Origin of the sequence: Terriglobus roseus, assembly GCF_900102185.1 — a bacterium.
Taxonomy (GTDB): domain Bacteria; phylum Acidobacteriota; class Terriglobia; order Terriglobales; family Acidobacteriaceae; genus Terriglobus; species Terriglobus roseus_A.
The window spans coordinates 216429-233153 of the sequence record NZ_LT629690.1 but is presented as its reverse complement, the minus strand read 5'-3'; the positions used below and the strand labels follow the sequence as shown (position 1 = coordinate 233153).

The following is a 16725-nucleotide window of genomic DNA, read 5'->3' as shown; positions in this document are numbered from 1 at the left end:
GTTATGCCTTCTTCGCCTTACGGGTCTTCTTCGCGGGCGCAGCCGACTCCGTCGGAGCCACGGCCTGGCCAAGCTCACGCTGGCGCGCCACAGTCTTGATGCGCGCGATGTCTTTCTTCAGTTCGCGCAGCTTGTTCACGCCTGCGGCATCGCCCAGGCTCTTCTGGAAGCGAACGCGGAAGAGCTGCTCGCCCGCCTGGGCCTGCTGCTCCTTCAGTTCGCTGTCCGTAAATTCGCGGATCTTGTTCAGTTCCATTTCAATCTCTCATTCAGCGTCTGCATTCAGAGACGCTATGCAGTTACGCGGCTGCGGAAGCCTTGGGGTCAATCGCCTTGATGTTCGGACGCTGCACGAAAACGGTGCGGAGCGGAAGCTTGTTCGAAGCAAGGCGCATGGCCTCCTTCGCGATCTCAACCGGAACGCCTTCCATCTCGAAGAGCAGCTTGCCGGGGCGAACCACTGCAACCCAGTGATCCAACGCACCCTTACCAGAACCCATTCGAACTTCTGCGGGCTTCTTGGTGATCGGCTTATCCGGGAAGATCCGGAGCCAAACCTTACCGCCACGCTTGATGTAACGGGTCATTGCGATACGGCTTGCTTCGATCTGACGATCGGTGATGTAGCCGCACTCCACAACCTTCAAACCGTAGTCGCCAAATGCAAGCTCGGAACCGCGCCATGCCTTACCGCGCATCTTGCCCTTTTGCTGTTTACGGTACTTAACCTTCTTGGGCTGCAACATAACTGCACTCTTTCCCGCTGCGGCCTTGGCGTCACTTACCTAGATAAGTGGCCCAGTCTCCGCGCGCCTTCTGTTCTTGGTGTTACGCGGGGTTGATTACTCAACCCCGCAATGTTTGTCGTTCCTTAGAACGCACCCGTCGTCGTGACGTTGTCGCGGCGGCGCTTCTGCTCGTAGATATCGCCACGGTAGACCCAGGTCTTCACGCCGATGATTCCGTAGGTGGTCTTCGCTTCGGCAAAGCCGTAGTCGATGTCTGCGCGCAGCGTGTGCAGCGGCAGACGACCCTGCAGATACCACTCGGAACGTGCGATTTCGTTGCCGTTCAGACGGCCCGAAACACGAACCTTGATGCCCTTGCAGCCGAAACGCAGAGCCGAATCAACGCTCTTACGCATCGCGCGACGGAACGACACACGCTTCTCCAGCTGCAGAGCGATGTTCTCTGCGACCAGCTGCGCATCCAGCTCAGGCTTGTTGACTTCCAGAATGTCGATGAACACTTCGCGGTTCGTACGCTTCTGGATGTCTGCCTTCAGCTTGTCGATCTCAGCGCCCTTGCGGCCGATGATGATGCCCGGACGGGCGGTCTTGATGATGAGGCGCAGCTTGTTGCCTGGGCGCTCGATCTCGACGGACGAGACACCAGCAGCCTTCAGCTTTTCGCGCAGCTCAGCCTTGAGCTTCACGTCCTCAACCAGCAGCTTGTCGTAGTCACGCTCCACAAACCAGCGCGACTTCCACGGCTTGTTCACGCCGAGGCGGAAACCATACGGATGGACCTTCTGACCCATAACTTAATCCCTTCACTTCGCGTCCGGAGAACTTAGTTCCGAACTTACTCAGTACTTACTCGCCGCCTCAACTTCTCGGCGATGCCGGGCCGGCTTACAGCCCGGCCATAAATTTACGCAGTCGCAGCAGCCTTCTTGCTCGCGGCCTTCTTCGCCGGAGCCTTCTTGGCAGCAGCCTTCTTTGCCGGAGCAGCCTTCTTCTTGCCACCCTCCGCAGCCGCTACCGGAGCCTCAGCCTGCTTTGTTGCCTCAACAGACTTCTTCTCCGCCACCGTCACGATGATGTGAGCAAGGCGACGCTGATAGCGGAACGCACGACCCATGGGGGCAGGGCGGATACGCTTCATGCGTGGGCCTTCGTTTGCAACAGCCTGCTTCACGAACAGACGATCGATGTCCAGATCGAAGCCCTGTTCCTGGCTCAGGTAGTTTGCGTTCTGAACTGCGGAACGCAGCGCCTTCTCCACGATGGGAGCAATGCGCTTGCGGGTGAACATCAGGGTGTTCAGAGCATTTTCCACGCTCTGGCCCTTGATCGTGTCCAGCACCAGCTTCGCCTTTTGCGGGCTGGTCCGCTGGAACCGCGCCTCGGCGCGGAACTCACGTACTGCACTCTTCTCGGCTGTCTTCGCCATAACTCTTCCTTATCGCGCTCCGGCAGAACCGGAGGCTGACGTAACTAATCCCGACTTAACGACCCTTGGCCGTCTCAGCCTTCGCTGCGTGGCCCTTGAAGGTACGCGTTGCGGCAAACTCGCCCAGCTTGTGACCCACCATGTTCTCCGTCACGTAGACCGGAATGAACTTCTTACCGTTGTGCACGGCAATGGTGTGACCCACGAACTCCGGGAAGATGGTGGAACGACGCGACCAAGTCTTAACGACTTCCTTCTTGTTCGCGGTGTTCAGCACCTCAACCTTCGTCATCAGGTGGGCGTCGATAAATGGGCCCTTCTTTGTAGAACGTGCCATGTTTTCCTCTCGCTCCCTGAATTACTTGCTGCGGCGGTTGACGATGAACACATCGGTCCGCTTGTTGTTACGGGTCTTGTAACCACGTGTCGGCTGTCCCCACGGCGTAACAGGATGACGTCCGCCTGAGGTCTTACCTTCACCACCACCGTGCGGGTGATCCACAGGGTTCATCGACACACCACGGTTCGTCGGACGGATACCGCGCCAGCGGCTTGCACCGGCCTTACCGAGCGAGATGTTCTCATGATCCGTGTTGCCAACCTGGCCAACCGTTGCCATGCAGTCCACCAACACGCGGCGGGTTTCGCCGGAGGGCAGCTTCAGGAGAGCGTAGTCGCCTTCCTTCGCAACCAGCTGCGCGGACGAACCGGCAGAGCGGACCATCTGTGCACCCTTACCAGGACGCAGTTCCACATTGTGGACCGTCGTACCAGCAGGGATGTTGCGCAGCGGCAGAGCATTGCCAACCAGAATGTCGGCGTCGGGACCGGAGGTCACCGTCATGCCAACCTTCAGGCCAACCGGCTGAATGATGTAGCGCTTTTCGCCGTCCTTGTAGCTGATCAGAGCGATACGCGAGGAGCGGTTCGGATCGTATTCGATCGTCGCAACGGTTCCGGGTACACCGAACTTGTCGCGCTTGAAGTCGATAATACGAAGCTTCTTCTTGTGGCCACCACCGTGATGACGGATCGTCAGCTTACCGGTGGAGTTACGGCCGCCTGTGCGCTGCTTCGTTGCCAGCAGCGGCTTGTACGGCTCGTTCGTCGTGATGTCCGAGTTCACCAGCTTCGACTGGAAGCGCAGTGTCGGCGTAATCGGTCGGAATGTCTTAATCGGCATTTCCCTAACTTCCTTACCATCCGCATAGCTAGTCAGGCGCGCGGATTGGGGTTACTTCGTGTACTCAAGCCTTCAAGTTCACTTACTGCGCGAGATCCGATGACTTGCAGACTCGCTGACTTGCTGACCTGTTTCGCTCCTTAGAGCGAGTTGACATACTCCGGCATCTTCGAACCCGGAACCAGGCGAACATATGCCTTCTTCCAGTCCGGCTTGAAACCGGTGAAGCGACCGCGGCGGCGCTCCTTGCCCAGGTAGTTGGCGGTGCGAACCGCAGCAACCTTCACCTTGAACAGGCTCTCCACTGCATGCTTCACTTCATTCTTCGTCGCGCCAGCAGCAACCTCAAACACCAGAGTGCCTTCGGTCTCCTTGGCGATCATGCCCTTTTCCGTAATCAGCGGGCGGCGAATGGTGGTGTAAACAGTTGCCATTACGCAACCTCCTTCTTCGCAGCCAGCTTACGGCGCGACACATTCTTCTTCAGGACTTCCTGCAGAGCCTCAATAGCATCCTGCGAGAAGATGGCGTGCTCGTAGCGGAGCAGGTCGTAGGGGTGAACCTCCGAGCTCAGCACCAGCTCAACGCCGTCCAGGTTGCGCGAACCCAGGAACAGGTTGTCGGTCAGCTTCTGTCCGCTCTCGACCAGCAGTGCGGTCTTCTTGGCTTCCAGCTTGTCCAGAGCCTGGCGGTACAGCTTGGTCTTCGGCTCAGCAACATCCAGAGTCGAAACAACCGTCAGCTTGCCGTCCTGCAGCTTGGAAGCAAGAGCAGAGCTCAGAGCACCGAGCAGCTTCTTCTTGGGGAAGGCGTACTCATACGAGCGGGGCTGGGGTCCGTGAACCGTACCACCATGACGCCAGATAGGCGAACGCACCGAACCCACACGGGCACGACCGGTTCCCTTCTGCTTCCACAGCTTCTTGCCGGAACCCGACACGAGCTTCTTGTTCTTGGTGGCGGCGGTTCCCTGGCGGAGCGCAGCCCGGTAATGCTTTACCGACTCCCACAGCAGGGACTCATTCACTTCGACGCCGAACACTTCGTCTGCAAGCTCAAGCTCGCTGACCTTGTTCCCGCCGAGATCGACTACGTTAATCTTTGCCATCTTGCTTCCTCTGGCCCTCGTTCTATTGCGAGCGCCCTAAGTTCAATTTGTCATCCTGCTGTCGACTTACTCATTCCGACTAAGTCCGCAGACGATGCGAGTTACTGCACTTACACACTAAGCGGCAGAGCAACCAGAGATTGCTCTGCCGTCAGTTCTTACTTCTTCTTACCCGAAGCCTTCTTCGAAGCCTTCAGCGGATCAACCGTACCCGAACCGGCGAATCCACGACGCTCACGCGGCGGGTTCTTCGACTTCGAGATCAGAATCACACCATCACGGGGTCCCGGAACCGCACCCTCAACCAGGAGGAGGTTGTCCTCAAGGTCGATACCGCGGATACGCAGGTTGCGAACCGTGATCTGCGCGTCACCGTGGTGACCCGGCATGCGCTGGCCCGGGAATACGCGCGAGGGGAACGACGATGCACCGATCGAACCCTGAATCTGGAACATGTGGCCGTGCGACTTGGGGCCACCGCCGAAGCCGTGGCGACGAACCACGCCCGCGAAACCGCGGCCCTTCGACTTACCAATGATGTCAACGAAACGCTCACCGTCGAAGATGTCGACCAGAACGCGATCGCCAGCCTTCACAGCGCCTTCACCCTCGTTCTCACCGGTCGTGGACTCAATGCCCACTTCACGGATCTCACGAACCGGCGGAGCATCGCTCTTCGCCAGGTGACCAGCCAGACCCTTGGTCAGCTTGGAGGCCTTTACGAACTCCACCAGACCGATCTGTGCGGCATCGTAGCCGTCAGTCTTCTGCGTCTTCACCTGGGTGACAACGCAAGGGCCAACCTTGATCACGGTGACCGGGTGCACAACACCGGCGTCGTCAAACACCTGCGTCATGCCAATCTTCTTACCGAGCAAACCTGTTACTGCCATGTGATTCTCTCCTCATCATGCCCACGCACGCAGCGGGGCACTGCCGGTTTATTGAAATTTTGTGTTACTTGGTAACGGTCTTGATTTCCACGTCAACGCCAGCGGGCAGGTCGAGCTTCATCAGCGCGTCCACCGTCTGCTGCGTCGGTTCCAGGATGTCGATCAGCCGCTTATGCGTACGGATTTCGAACGCCTCACGCGACTTCTTGTCGACGTGCGGGGAACGGAGCACGCAGTACTTGTTCTTCATCGTGGGAAGGGGAATCGGACCCGCAACCTGTGCTCCGGTGCGCTTGGCGGTCTCAACGATCTCGCCGGTCGACGTGTCCAGGACACGATAGTCATACGCCTTCAGGCGAATGCGAATTCTCTGCTGTGCAGCCATGTGTTCGAACTCTCTTTACGCAAAGATCTACAACTGCGGCTGGCCTTCAGACCAACCTTTTGAGTGTAACCGAAGCACGACGCTTTTCCCACAGGAAAATGCGGTGGATCGGCAAAAATTTGTCAGGGACCACCGCGCCGGGACTCACTCGCCATCCCGAACCAGCCGCCAATACCGCAAGCGACCTTCACGCAGCAGACAATTGATCATAGCAGCATTTCTGCCAGAAATTAACCTGTCGCCAACCACAAACAAGACAAAAGAAAAGGCACCTGCACCATTTTCAGTGCAGATGCCCTTCGATGGAACAAATGGCTGCTTATGCTTTCACGGTGAACCGCAGCGTTGCAGCCTTCACCAGGTCGCCATGCGAGATCACATCACCGCTGTGCGCCTTGCCGTCAACGGCAAGACCCGCACGATACGGCTTAGTCGCAGGGTCACCTGCAGCCTCAACCGTGAAGCTGCTTCCCTTCAGACCGCGACGCACTTCGGCCTTCTGCCACATGGGCGAACCGAGCATCCATTCCGGCTTGCCCGGGCACAGCGTGTACAGCCCCAGCGATGCGAGCACATACCACGCCGCCATGGAGCCGGTGTCCTCATCACCTGAGAACTGCTCCGGCGAATACAGCTCATCCAGCACCTTGCGCACCCACTTCTGCGTCAGGTCCGGTCGACCGCCAATCGTGAACATCCACAGGATGTGGTGCGATGGCTGATTGCTATGCGCGTACTGACCGAAGCGCACGGCAGCCATCTCGCTCATCTCGTGGATCTCCTGGTGATAGACACCCACCTCAAAACGAGGCTCCTGCTCCACGCAGTTCACCAGTTCCGCGACGAAGGTTTCTTTGCCGCCGAATGCCTCGTTCATCATGGCCTCAGGCTCATGTGGAACCGACCAGCGATGCTGCCACGCTCCGCCCTCCACATACGGCGAACCCCACTGATACTGCCGAAACTCGGGTGCCCATTTGCCATCAGCATTCTTGCCGCGGAAGAACTTCACCTGCGGGTCCCACATCATGCGCCAGTTCTTCGAACGCTTCGCGAAGAACGCAGCATCTTCCGTGTGTCCAAGCTTCGCTGCAATCTGTCCAATGCAGAAGTCGCCATAGTGCGCGTCGAGCGATTCAACGCATGCCTGCTCAACCTCATCGTTAGGTACGTAACCTAACTTCTGGTACGAAGCCGAGCCGCGACGTCCGTAGCCCTTCGAAGGGTCGCCCACCTGTGTGGCATGCTTCTTCAGCAACTGATACGCGGCTTCGCGATCAAAACCCGGGATGTCCTTCACTACGGCATCGCCAAACAGCGAATCAATCAGCGATCCCGTCATGCATGCGCGATAACCCGGGCATGGGAACTGCGGCATCCATCCGCCTTCCGTGCCAGCATTGACCCAGCTCTGCAGAATCTCGCCCAGGCGCTCTGGATACAGCAGCGTCATCATGGGATACCACGCGCGATACACATCCCAATAGCCGTGGTCGGCATACATCACACCAGGCGTCAGCTTGTTGGTATACGGGCTCATGTGGACGGCCTTACCGTTCGCGTCGATCTCATGCCAGATGCGCGGGAACAGTACCGTGCGATACAGGCAGGAGTAGAACGTCTTCATCTGTGTCTCCGTTGCGCCGTGAATCACGACAGCGCGAAGATGCTCCTCCCACATGGCCTTCGTCTTTGCCTGTACCTCATCGAAGCTGCTGGTGCCGATTTCGGTATTGATGTTGCGGTGTGCCTGATCAAACGAGATAAACGAATGCGTAATGGCAACCTCAGCCTTCGCCGACTTCAGATGCAGCACGCCAACCATGCTGCCGCTGTTATTGCGTCCCGGAGCATTACTCTTCAGCGCCTTCTGCTCAAACGTAGCGCCTTTGCCTGCGCGCAAAATGTAGTACGTTGCAAATCCATCCGGCGTACCGCCTGCACTTGCAGAAGTCTTCCAATGCAAGGTGCCAGAGTTGGCATCCCACTGAAATTCCGCGCCCTTCTCCGGCACGTCGATCACCAGCGAAATGTCATCGCCCAATCGGCTTGTTGCACGCAGCACGGCTCCACGACAGGTCGGCGTCAGCTCCGCATCAATGCAATAGCGCAGCAGATTCATCTTGAAGCCGTACGGATGCGCCACCAGTTCATCGGGGCGATACGAAGTGGCACGCGCTGATGCACGAACGTCCGGTTCGCCCGTCACTGGCAGGATCGTGGTGAAGCCGTAATCACTGAGCCAGGGGCTCAACTGGTGCGTCAGACGGAAGCCCTGAATGCGTTGATCAATCGGCGAGAACATCCACGGCGATCCGCTGCGCGACTCCAGCGTCCAGTGCGCCATGCCAAACGGCTCCGCAACAATGGGCAACGTATTGCCGCGCGAAAACTGCGGATTCGAGTTCGTTCCCTGCAACACATTCACGTAGTCGCTTAACGCACCGGTATGTGCCTGTGTTGTGGACGCAGCGCTATGTTTTTGTACCGCCGCTTCCGCAGTCAGAGCAGGTGTACCGGCAGCAACGGCCAAGGCGCCGGTGCCTTTTAGAAAATCGCGTCGTGTTGCAGCCATGAGGGGTAAGTCCTTACCAGAGATCCGCGCACAACATGCCAAATACGTGTTGCGCACGCACCATGAAGTCTATCCGCATTCGCACTGCTGAATGTATTCGCTGGCGATTCTTCACGGTGAATTGGGATGTTTCACCTTTGCGAATCTACAAACAGAAAGCCCGATCCATAGGATCGGGCTTTCACTGACTTGATGATCTTGACTCTAAGCGCGCTTACGCCGACGCTTGTGTCCAGAAGCATGCGGAGAATACGTCCACTTGCGGACCGGGCCCGTATCGACGTGTACAAACTGGCTCTTGGGGTAGTAACCGACGCCGCCCGCGTCCAGCGATAACGCAGCATCACGCAGACGCGCGGCGGGAACACCTTCCACACGCATGTCTACAGCCTTGGCTTCAATGTGCTGCGAGTGCTCCGCAGCATTGGTCGTCCCGCTGGCACGCAGCGCATCATTCGTTTCCTGCGAACGATACGCAGAAAGCACGCTGATCACGCCGCCGGCCTTGCCAACCTTTGCCATGACGGTATGCAAAACATCAAAGGTGCGCGGGTCAAACGTTGTGACTTCCTGGTTGTGACTGTCGCGGAGAAAGTGGTTGAGCTTGTCCAGCGCTTCAGGGATATAGGTGTCGCCCACGCGATAGACCACGTCGATCATCTCGCCGCCCTGATGGGCAAACTTCAATTCGTACTTCTGGCCTTCGGAAGGCGTCGTCACTTCATCGCCCTCGATGGGCAGCAGTCCGAGACCCGGCAGAGTGGCATTCACAAAAGCATGAGCCACGGCGCGGATGCGCGGGTGCTTGCGCACTTCAAACTTGCGCGCGCTGGCAGAAGGCGCGGTCATGCCGAGCGCCAAAAGGACGCCGAAAGCGGTAACTGTACGAGCGGACACAAGGCCGAGATTTAACGAAGAGAAGCGCAGTGGCACAGCGACAGAAGCTCCTGGGTTCGATTCGCAGCGCCGACGTGTGGTGATTCTCTTCGCCATGTTCCGGAGACGCCGGAATCGTAGGAAGAATTAACCAACTCAGCCCTAGGACTCCCATAGTAAGCCAAATTGGATGATCCCGGCGCAACACTTGTGTCACAAATTGCATCGTGCTAGCGCCCGATGCGGGAAATGGCGGCTCAAGGGCAAGCAGCAGGGGCGAGCCATATGGCTCGCCCCTGCGGTACTGCTTGTTGTGTTGTTCCGATTTACTTGACGATTTCGGAGATGGCACCGGCGCCTACGGTACGTCCACCCTCACGGATGGCGAAGCGCAGACCCTTTTCCATAGCAACCGGTGTGTGCAGCGTGATCTCGAGAGCCACGTTGTCGCCCGGCATCACCATCTCGGTGCCTTCCGGCAGCTTCGCCGAACCTGTTACGTCCGTCGTACGGAAGTAGAACTGGGGACGGTAGCCGTTGAAGAACGGGGTGTGACGACCGCCTTCTTCCTTCGACAGAACGTACACTTCGCCCTTGAACACGGTGTGCGGCGTGATCGATCCCGGCTTCGCCAGAACCATGCCGCGCTCCACGTCGTCCTTCGCCGTACCACGCAGCAACAGACCTGCGTTGTCACCAGCAAGACCCTCGTCTAGCTGCTTCTTGAACATTTCAACGCCGGTCACGGTCGTCGCCTGCGTATCGCGGAAGCCCACGATCTGTGCCGGCTCGCCAACCTTGATGCGACCACGCTCGATACGGCCCGTCACTACAGTTCCACGGCCCGAGATCGAGAAGATGTCTTCGATCGGCATCAGGAACGGCAGGTCGACCAGACGGTCAGGCTGGGGAACGTTGTCGTCCACGGCCTGCATCAGCTCGTCGATCTTCTGCTCCCACTGAGCTTCGCCGTTCAGCGCGCCCAGAGCCGAGCCACGGATCACAGGAACGTCATCGCCAGGGAACTCATACTTGCTGAGCAGCTCACGAACTTCCATCTCGACCAGGTCGATCAGTTCGGGATCTTCCACGGCATCGCACTTGTTCAGGAACACAACGATGTACGGCACGCCAACCTGGCGAGCGAGCAGAACGTGCTCCTTCGTCTGGGGCATCGGGCCGTCGGTCGCTGCAACCACCAGGATCGCGCCGTCCATCTGCGCTGCGCCCGTGATCATGTTCTTGATGTAGTCGGCGTGGCCCGGGCAGTCAACGTGAGCATAGTGACGGTTCGCCGTCTCGTACTCCACGTGAGAGGTCGAGATCGTGATACCACGCTCGCGCTCTTCCGGTGCGTTATCAATCGTGTCGAACGAACGGAAGCTGTTCTTCGGGTTGTGCTTCGACAGAACCTTCGTGATCGCCGCAGTCAACGTCGTCTTGCCGTGATCGATGTGACCAATCGTGCCTACGTTTACGTGCGGTTTACTACGATCAAATTTTTCCTTCGCCATTGCTCTCTTGCTCCCTAATGCCCTGCGGGCAAAGTTTGAAACTTACTTCGTCGAGGTAAATCCCTCGTGAAACTTACGGAAGGGCACAGCCGAAGCCGTGCCCTTCCAATCCACTAAAACTGAGAACTAAGACTGACTTACTTCTCTTTGCCCTGCGTCTTTGCGATGATCTCTTCGCTCACGTTGCGCGGGGTCTCCTCGTACTGCTTGAACTCCATCGAGAAGTTACCGCGACCCTGCGTGGAACCACGCAGGTTGGTGGCGTAGCCGAACATGGTGCTCAGCGGCACGGTTGCCTTGATGGCCTGAACGCCACCCTGCATTTCCATACCTTCGATGCGGCCACGACGCGAGTTCAGGTCGCCGATAACGGTTCCCATGTAGTCTTCGGGAACGGTCACTTCGACAGCCATCACCGGCTCAAGCAGAACCGGCTTTGCCTTGCGAGCAGCTTCCTTGAACGCCATGGAACCGGCGATCTTGAACGCCATTTCGTTCGAGTCGACATCGTGGTACGAACCGTCATACAGGCTCACCTTGATGTCCACCATTTCGTAGCCTGCGAGCACACCACCAGCCATCGCTTCCTGGATGCCCTGGTCGATCGGCTTGATGTATTCCTTCGGAATCGCACCGCCCTTGGTGTCGTTCGAGAACTCGTAGCCCTTACCGGTTTCGTTCGGCTCGATGCGGATCTTCGCGTGGCCGTAGTTACCCGAACCACCCGACTGACGGATATACTTGCCTTCCGCTTCCGCGTTGCTCTTGATGGTCTCGCGGTAGTTCACCTGTGGCTTACCAACATTCGCTTCCACCTTGTGCTCACGCATCATGCGGTCAACGATGATTTCCAGGTGAAGCTCGCCCATGCCGGCGATGATCGTCTGACCGTTGGTCTGGTCCGTACGCACGCGGAACGTGGGATCTTCCTGTGCCAGCTTCGCCAGCGCAAGACCCATCTTTTCCTGGTCAGCCTTCGTCTTCGGCTCTACTGCAACTTCGATCACCGGGTTCGGGAAGTCGATGGACTCCAGAACGACCGGAGCCTTCTCCGAGCAGATGGTGTCGCCGGTAACAAGGTTCTTCAGACCCACAGCAGCGCAGATATCGCCGGCCAGAATCTCCGTGATTTCTTCGCGCTTGTTGGCGTGCATCTTCAGCAGACGGCCAATACGCTCCGTCTTGCGCGTACGCGGGTTCAGAACCGAGTCGCCCGTCTTCAGCGTGCCCGAGTAGTTACGGATAAAGATCAGCTGGCCGACGAACGGGTCGGTCATGATCTTGAAGCCAAGCGCGGAGAACGGCTCGTTGTCATCAGCCTTGCGAATGATTTCAATTTCCGGATCTTCCGGATCGCGGCCGATCATCGGCGGGATGTCCAGCGGGCTGGGCAGGTAATCGATAACCGCATCCAGCAGCGTCTGAACGCCCTTGTTCTTGAAGGACGAACCCATCAGCACGGGGAAGATCTTCATGCCGATCGTTGCCTTACGGATTGCCGACTTCAGCTCATCCAGGGTCGGATCTTCGCCTTCGAGGTACTTCTCCATCAGAGCGTCGTCGCTGTCAGCAACAGCTTCGATCAGGTGCTGACGGAATTCCTTTGCCTTGTCGAGCTGAGCAGCCGGAATCTCTTCCACGGAGTACTTCGCGCCCATGGTCTCGTCATGCCACAGGATGGCCTTCATCTGGACCAGGTCGATAACACCCTTGAAGTTTGCCTCTGCGCCGATTGCAAGCTGCAGCATGATCGCGTTTGCGCCAAGGCGCTCGCGGATGGTGCCCGTTGCGTACTCAGCATCGCCGCCGTTCTTGTCCATCTTGTTGATGAAGCAGATACGGGGAACCTTGTACTTGGTAGCCTGACGCCACACCGTCTCCGACTGCGGCTGCACACCGGCAACAGCGTCGAAGCAAGCCACAGCGCCGTCAAGAACGCGGAGCGAACGCTCTACTTCAGCCGTGAAGTCCACGTGGCCGGGGGTGTCAATGATGTTGATGCGGTAGTTGTTCCACATGCACGTCGTTGCAGCCGACGTGATCGTGATGCCGCGCTCCTGCTCCTGCTCCATCCAGTCCATCGTGGCGGTGCCTTCGTGCACTTCGCCGATACGGTGGTTTACACCGGTGTAAAACAGGATGCGCTCGGTCGTCGTCGTCTTGCCCGCGTCGATGTGAGCCATGATGCCGATGTTGCGGCATTTATTCAGAGCAATTGTGCGTGCCACGTATTTGTCTCTTCTGCGGAACTTATGACGTCCGCTGTCCTTCGCAGGTTCAGGAGTAAGCCAGCCCGCCTGACTTACTCCTGAATCTGGGTCCCAAGTTATTTCGTGCTTGTTACAACTTCATGTCAACTTACTGCGGAGTAAGTTAACCCGACGTGACTACCAGCGATAGTGCGCGAAGGCACGGTTCGCTTCGGCCATACGGTGCACGTCTTCCTTCTTCTTCATCGCAGCGCCACGGCCATTCGCAGCATCCAGCAGCTCGGCCGTCATCTTGTCGACCATGCCCTTCTCGCCGCGCGAGCGAGCATAGCTCACCAGCCAGCGGATCGCCAACGAGGTGCGGCGTTCCGGGTTCACTTCGATCGGCACCTGGTAGTTCGCACCACCAACACGGCGGCTCTTCACTTCCAGCAGGGGCTTCACGTTCTCAACAGCCTTCTTGAACAGCGTCAGCGCGTCGTCTCCGCCGCCCTTGGCTTCCAGGTTCGTCATGCTCGCGTAGAAAATCTTCTGCGCCGTGGACTTCTTGCCGCCCCACATCATGCTGTTAACGAACTTCGTGACCAGAGTGGACGAGTACACCGGATCCGGTGCTACTTCGCGCTTTGCAATATGACCTTTACGTGGCATCTTTCTCTTCTTTCTTCTTCCCCCAGCGCCGTAGACTTCTCAAGCATCTGGGCTTGGGCCTGTCCGTATCCCGGACAGGTCGTTAATTACTTTGCTGCCTGCTTCGGACGCTTCGCGCCGTACTTGCTGCGGCTCTGCGTACGCTTCGCCACGCCAACGCTGTCCAGCGTTCCGCGAACGATGTGGTAACGCACACCCGGCAGATCCTTCACACGGCCACCACGGATAAGCACGATCGAGTGCTCCTGAAGGTTGTGACCTTCACCCGGGATGTACGAGGTAACTTCGATTCCGTTGGTCAGGCGAACACGCGCAACCTTACGGAGAGCCGAGTTCGGCTTCTTCGGCGTCTGGGTGTATACACGAGTGCACACACCGCGGCGCTGCGGCGATCCCTGCAATGCCGGGCTGGCCGTCTTATAGTTCGGCGCAGTGCGGCCCTTCTTCACAAGCTGATGAAACGTAGGCACGATAACTCCCTGAAACTGCTTAACTTGACTTCTGAACTTTGGGTGTCTGCACCAACCGCCGGAAGGCAATCAGGCTTTCTCATGACGAGCCGCGGCGCATGGCACCTGCGATCCCCTCCCACCCACCGGCACGTCAAGACGCACCACGGGCGGGAAACCTCGGAACCCTTCCACTGTACCAAGAACGGTACCGGGCGTCAATCAAAACCACGCCCAGGCCCGCCTAGAAGACGAAGGAAACGCCCATCGTAGCCCGCTGCTGGCGCATGACTCCCTCCGTAAAGGGGCCAATGATTTCCAGGGTGTAGCCCGGCAGTTCGTTCGGATCGAAGATATCGTTCTTCGACTTTGACCAGAAATCCGGCTGACCAGTCAGCGTCTCCTTATAGTCAGCCCGCACCAATACCCGCCGCGACACCCGGTACTTCACGCCGCCACCGTATTGCAGGCCCATCTGGAAGACGCCGCCACCCTCGAGCGGCGGTGTAGTGCCATATTTCCAAGCGGCGGTCAGGATACCCACCGTGCTGAGGCCCAGTTTGAACCATGGCGACGCCTTGGTGATTGGCGCATCTGTCAGGTGCATCAACCGCACAGAAGGTCCGGCAAATACGTAGGGTCGCCAGCGCGAATCCCGTCGCTTCAGGTGGTACTGCAGGTTGTACCCGAACTCTGTGGTTGAGAGTATCGACTCCTCAAACCCAAAGTCCGCTTCTGTTACCGGGTCGGTTTCATCCGGCCCAGTGGCCAGATTCAGATCCACAAACTGCACCTGAAACGGAGTTCGGTTGTAGTCAAACGTGAACTCATGCGAGAAGTGCTCGCGCGTGTTCAGAGTCACCGATCCGCCAAGATTCCATCCTGCAAAATGTTCGTTCCCCAGAGCCGTGATGTAGACGGGATCGTTGAGATTGTCTGGCAGGAACACGTAGCCCACTGAGCCGCCATTGCCGCTGGAGTATCCGGCATATCCGCTGTGAACTCCGAGCTCCACCGTATAGCGCGGCAGCCCCGATTTGGTTACAGCGAGAGTGCCTACGGGAAGCCCTGGCTTGATGGGTTGCTGCGGACTCGCCTCAGGAGCCGCAGTGTCCGACTCCCCGATGGCATACCGATCCATGTCGATTACAGATTCCGTCGGAATAGGCTGCTCGGGCGGCTTCGGATGCTTCAACCCCAACCCCTGCTTTATGCCGCCATACGCGGTTACCGCAAGATTGTCGCGCAGCAACATGTTTCGCAACGTCAACGTGGTCTGGCGTGTCGCCTTAGTAGCGACATTGGGATGCACCGGAAGCTCTGCCGTCTGATTTTTTGACGGAACATTGAGCGGGGCTGCGCAATCATTCAGCTTGATCACGGCGATCCGACCGTCCGTCACAATCTCTTCGCCAGTGCCGTTCTTCGGATGCTCCGGCAGCCACGGCCTTGCCACCAGATTCAACCCGGTGACACAGCCGGTCAGCATCAGATCATTCACGACCTTCGTGCGCTCGTGGTCAATGTTGTGGTCGATTTGATGGATGAACGTCTTCTGGTCCGCGGAAAATCCAATGCCAATATCCTGCGTCGACGAAGAGACCCACACTTGCTCGCCGTCCCATTGATCGTTGGTAGCAAATACGCGCAGATGATGCCGCTTGGAGAAGGTATCGAGCGTCTTCGCCAATGCATACGTGGGCTTCTGGCCATCCAGTGTCAGCAAGGACATCGGGGCCCGGTGATACGCGTCCTCCTCAGAGATGGAACGGATCGTCTGATAGGTTGACGTCGCCGTCAGGTCATCCACCTGCATCCATCCTGCGGCCTCGAAGGCGCGGTGTATCGCATCGGCTTTGCCGATCAGCATAAGGTTCGTCATGTCGGACGGCACAGGCTTTGGCGACGTCATCGTGCGGAACGGTTGCTTGCGAATCATTGCCTGCAGTTTCGTCGTGGCAGCATCATCCTGCGCTACTGGGGTGACTCCCGGATCAGCGCCAACTCCCACCTGCATGGGAGCCGTCGTCTGCAGAATTAATTCCGTGTTGGCCGGTAGCGAGATCTCAGGATCAGAGAAGCGCAGCAACGACGCGGACGATGCCGTGATAAATATCAGCGCGATCGGATTGCTTAACGCCAGCGTTCCCGCCGCACCCGAAGCCTTATGACTCAACGTCCCGGTCGATCGCACGCCGGAGATGCGTCCGTTCTTCTGCACCACTTCGCGCGAATTTTCAATCTGCGCCACCTGTGCAGTGATGGGCACCACGGTTCCATCCGGCAGAACAATCCGTTCCATCGCCAGGCCAATGGATGAGGTCTCGTGCCGCAGGCCAAGTCCCACACTGTTCAGATGAACGACGCGGCCTTCCACCTTGCTGCCCAACGGCAGCACCACCTTGTCGTCCTGCAGCACGGGCGCGGCGAGGATCGCTCGCACAGGCGAGCCTTCCTTTGACGTATGCGTGGCCACACGCTCCGTCAGCCGGATCTCAAGCGCGGTCTTTTCTGGCAGCACCACCTGTGCCACCGCACCATTGCATAACAGCGCCAAAGCGCTCAATTCCACCACGCGGCGAACCGCAAACACGAGCGTACTCAACTGCTCTGCCCCATCGCTCTTAGATTTTTGTGTTGACGGTGCCATCTTAACCGCCCTGCGTTTCGAAGCCCATGCCAGTTTGGTGTGAGGCATCATTCCCG

The 16725-nt window shown here is 58.1% G+C and carries 17 protein-coding genes; all 17 read right to left on the bottom strand.

All coding sequences use genetic code 11. The annotated features are described in order from the left end of the window. Window position 1 precedes the first annotated feature (1 nt). The 17 genes from rpmC to BLT38_RS01070 all read right to left on the bottom strand — a co-directional run bounded on the left by rpmC (window position 2) and on the right by BLT38_RS01070 (window position 16669). A complete protein-coding gene (rpmC, locus tag BLT38_RS01150; RefSeq protein ID WP_047496469.1) occupies window positions 2-256 on the bottom strand; it encodes a 50S ribosomal protein L29 in 255 nt (84 codons plus the stop codon). 43 nt (window positions 257-299) lie between these two features. Beyond that, window positions 300-746 (bottom strand): 50S ribosomal protein L16, encoded by a 447-nt coding sequence (rplP, locus tag BLT38_RS01145; protein WP_047496472.1) that lies wholly within the window; start codon window positions 744-746, stop codon window positions 300-302. Between the two features lie 125 nt (window positions 747-871). Then, complete coding sequence (rpsC, locus tag BLT38_RS01140; RefSeq protein ID WP_047496476.1) at window positions 872-1540, bottom strand: 30S ribosomal protein S3; 669 nt, start codon at window positions 1538-1540, stop codon at window positions 872-874. A 113-nt stretch (window positions 1541-1653) separates the two neighbouring features. Beyond that, the gene (gene rplV / locus BLT38_RS01135; protein WP_047496479.1) at window positions 1654-2175 is read right to left on the bottom strand and encodes a 50S ribosomal protein L22; all 522 of its coding nucleotides are present in this window, start codon (window positions 2173-2175) and stop codon (window positions 1654-1656) included. 55 nt (window positions 2176-2230) lie between these two features. Beyond that, entirely contained in the window at window positions 2231-2512 is a 282-nt protein-coding gene (gene rpsS, locus BLT38_RS01130; protein WP_083343527.1) for a 30S ribosomal protein S19, read from the bottom strand. 21 nt (window positions 2513-2533) lie between these two features. Beyond that, window positions 2534-3358, bottom strand: a complete 825-nt coding sequence (gene rplB, locus BLT38_RS01125) for a 50S ribosomal protein L2 (protein ID WP_083343526.1) — start codon at window positions 3356-3358, stop codon at window positions 2534-2536. A 140-nt stretch (window positions 3359-3498) separates the two neighbouring features. Continuing rightward, window positions 3499-3792, bottom strand: coding sequence for a 50S ribosomal protein L23 (locus BLT38_RS01120; RefSeq protein ID WP_083343525.1), 294 nt, complete (start codon window positions 3790-3792; stop codon window positions 3499-3501). Then, window positions 3792-4466 (bottom strand): 50S ribosomal protein L4, encoded by a 675-nt coding sequence (gene rplD / locus BLT38_RS01115; RefSeq protein ID WP_083343524.1) that lies wholly within the window; start codon window positions 4464-4466, stop codon window positions 3792-3794. Before rplD ends, BLT38_RS01120 begins: the two co-directional genes overlap by 1 nt. A 158-nt stretch (window positions 4467-4624) precedes the next feature. Then, window positions 4625-5359, bottom strand: coding sequence for a 50S ribosomal protein L3 (gene rplC / locus BLT38_RS01110; protein ID WP_047496498.1), 735 nt, complete (start codon window positions 5357-5359; stop codon window positions 4625-4627). Window positions 5360-5423: 64 nt separating this feature from the next. Beyond that, on the bottom strand, window positions 5424-5744 hold the full coding sequence (gene rpsJ / locus BLT38_RS01105; protein ID WP_047496501.1) for a 30S ribosomal protein S10: 321 nt from the start codon (window positions 5742-5744) through the stop codon (window positions 5424-5426). A 319-nt stretch (window positions 5745-6063) separates the two neighbouring features. Beyond that, window positions 6064-8319 (bottom strand): GH92 family glycosyl hydrolase, encoded by a 2256-nt coding sequence (locus tag BLT38_RS01100; protein ID WP_083343523.1) that lies wholly within the window; start codon window positions 8317-8319, stop codon window positions 6064-6066. Between the two features lie 204 nt (window positions 8320-8523). Further along, window positions 8524-9312, bottom strand: coding sequence for a YcbK family protein (locus BLT38_RS01095; RefSeq protein WP_156784972.1), 789 nt, complete (start codon window positions 9310-9312; stop codon window positions 8524-8526). 209 nt (window positions 9313-9521) lie between these two features. Continuing rightward, complete coding sequence (gene tuf, locus BLT38_RS01090) at window positions 9522-10709, bottom strand: elongation factor Tu (protein ID WP_083343353.1); 1188 nt, start codon at window positions 10707-10709, stop codon at window positions 9522-9524. Window positions 10710-10846: 137 nt separating this feature from the next. After that, the gene (gene fusA / locus BLT38_RS01085; RefSeq protein ID WP_083343522.1) at window positions 10847-12937 is read right to left on the bottom strand and encodes an elongation factor G; all 2091 of its coding nucleotides are present in this window, start codon (window positions 12935-12937) and stop codon (window positions 10847-10849) included. A 159-nt stretch (window positions 12938-13096) separates the two neighbouring features. Then, the gene (gene rpsG / locus BLT38_RS01080) at window positions 13097-13570 is read right to left on the bottom strand and encodes a 30S ribosomal protein S7 (protein ID WP_083343521.1); all 474 of its coding nucleotides are present in this window, start codon (window positions 13568-13570) and stop codon (window positions 13097-13099) included. Between the two features lie 86 nt (window positions 13571-13656). Continuing rightward, a complete protein-coding gene (gene rpsL / locus BLT38_RS01075; RefSeq protein ID WP_083343520.1) occupies window positions 13657-14040 on the bottom strand; it encodes a 30S ribosomal protein S12 in 384 nt (127 codons plus the stop codon). Window positions 14041-14263: 223 nt separating this feature from the next. Further along, entirely contained in the window at window positions 14264-16669 is a 2406-nt protein-coding gene (locus BLT38_RS01070; RefSeq protein WP_172838099.1) for an LssY C-terminal domain-containing protein, read from the bottom strand. Window positions 16670-16725: the final 56 nt, after the last annotated feature.

Coding starts and splice junctions, on each gene's coding strand:
- rpmC (WP_047496469.1), bottom strand. CDS start 256: ATGGAACTGAACAAGATCCGCGAATTTACGGACAGCGAACTGAAGGAG.
- rplP (WP_047496472.1), bottom strand. CDS start 746: ATGTTGCAGCCCAAGAAGGTTAAGTACCGTAAACAGCAAAAGGGCAAG.
- rpsC (WP_047496476.1), bottom strand. CDS start 1,540: ATGGGTCAGAAGGTCCATCCGTATGGTTTCCGCCTCGGCGTGAACAAG.
- rplV (WP_047496479.1), bottom strand. CDS start 2,175: ATGGCGAAGACAGCCGAGAAGAGTGCAGTACGTGAGTTCCGCGCCGAG.
- rpsS (WP_083343527.1), bottom strand. CDS start 2,512: ATGGCACGTTCTACAAAGAAGGGCCCATTTATCGACGCCCACCTGATG.
- rplB (WP_083343526.1), bottom strand. CDS start 3,358: ATGCCGATTAAGACATTCCGACCGATTACGCCGACACTGCGCTTCCAG.
- BLT38_RS01120 (WP_083343525.1), bottom strand. CDS start 3,792: ATGGCAACTGTTTACACCACCATTCGCCGCCCGCTGATTACGGAAAAG.
- rplD (WP_083343524.1), bottom strand. CDS start 4,466: ATGGCAAAGATTAACGTAGTCGATCTCGGCGGGAACAAGGTCAGCGAG.
- rplC (WP_047496498.1), bottom strand. CDS start 5,359: ATGGCAGTAACAGGTTTGCTCGGTAAGAAGATTGGCATGACGCAGGTG.
- rpsJ (WP_047496501.1), bottom strand. CDS start 5,744: ATGGCTGCACAGCAGAGAATTCGCATTCGCCTGAAGGCGTATGACTAT.
- BLT38_RS01100 (WP_083343523.1), bottom strand. CDS start 8,319: ATGGCTGCAACACGACGCGATTTTCTAAAAGGCACCGGCGCCTTGGCC.
- BLT38_RS01095 (WP_156784972.1), bottom strand. CDS start 9,312: ATGGCGAAGAGAATCACCACACGTCGGCGCTGCGAATCGAACCCAGGA.
- tuf (WP_083343353.1), bottom strand. CDS start 10,709: ATGGCGAAGGAAAAATTTGATCGTAGTAAACCGCACGTAAACGTAGGC.
- rpsG (WP_083343521.1), bottom strand. CDS start 13,570: ATGCCACGTAAAGGTCATATTGCAAAGCGCGAAGTAGCACCGGATCCG.
- BLT38_RS01070 (WP_172838099.1), bottom strand. CDS start 16,669: ATGGCACCGTCAACACAAAAATCTAAGAGCGATGGGGCAGAGCAGTTG.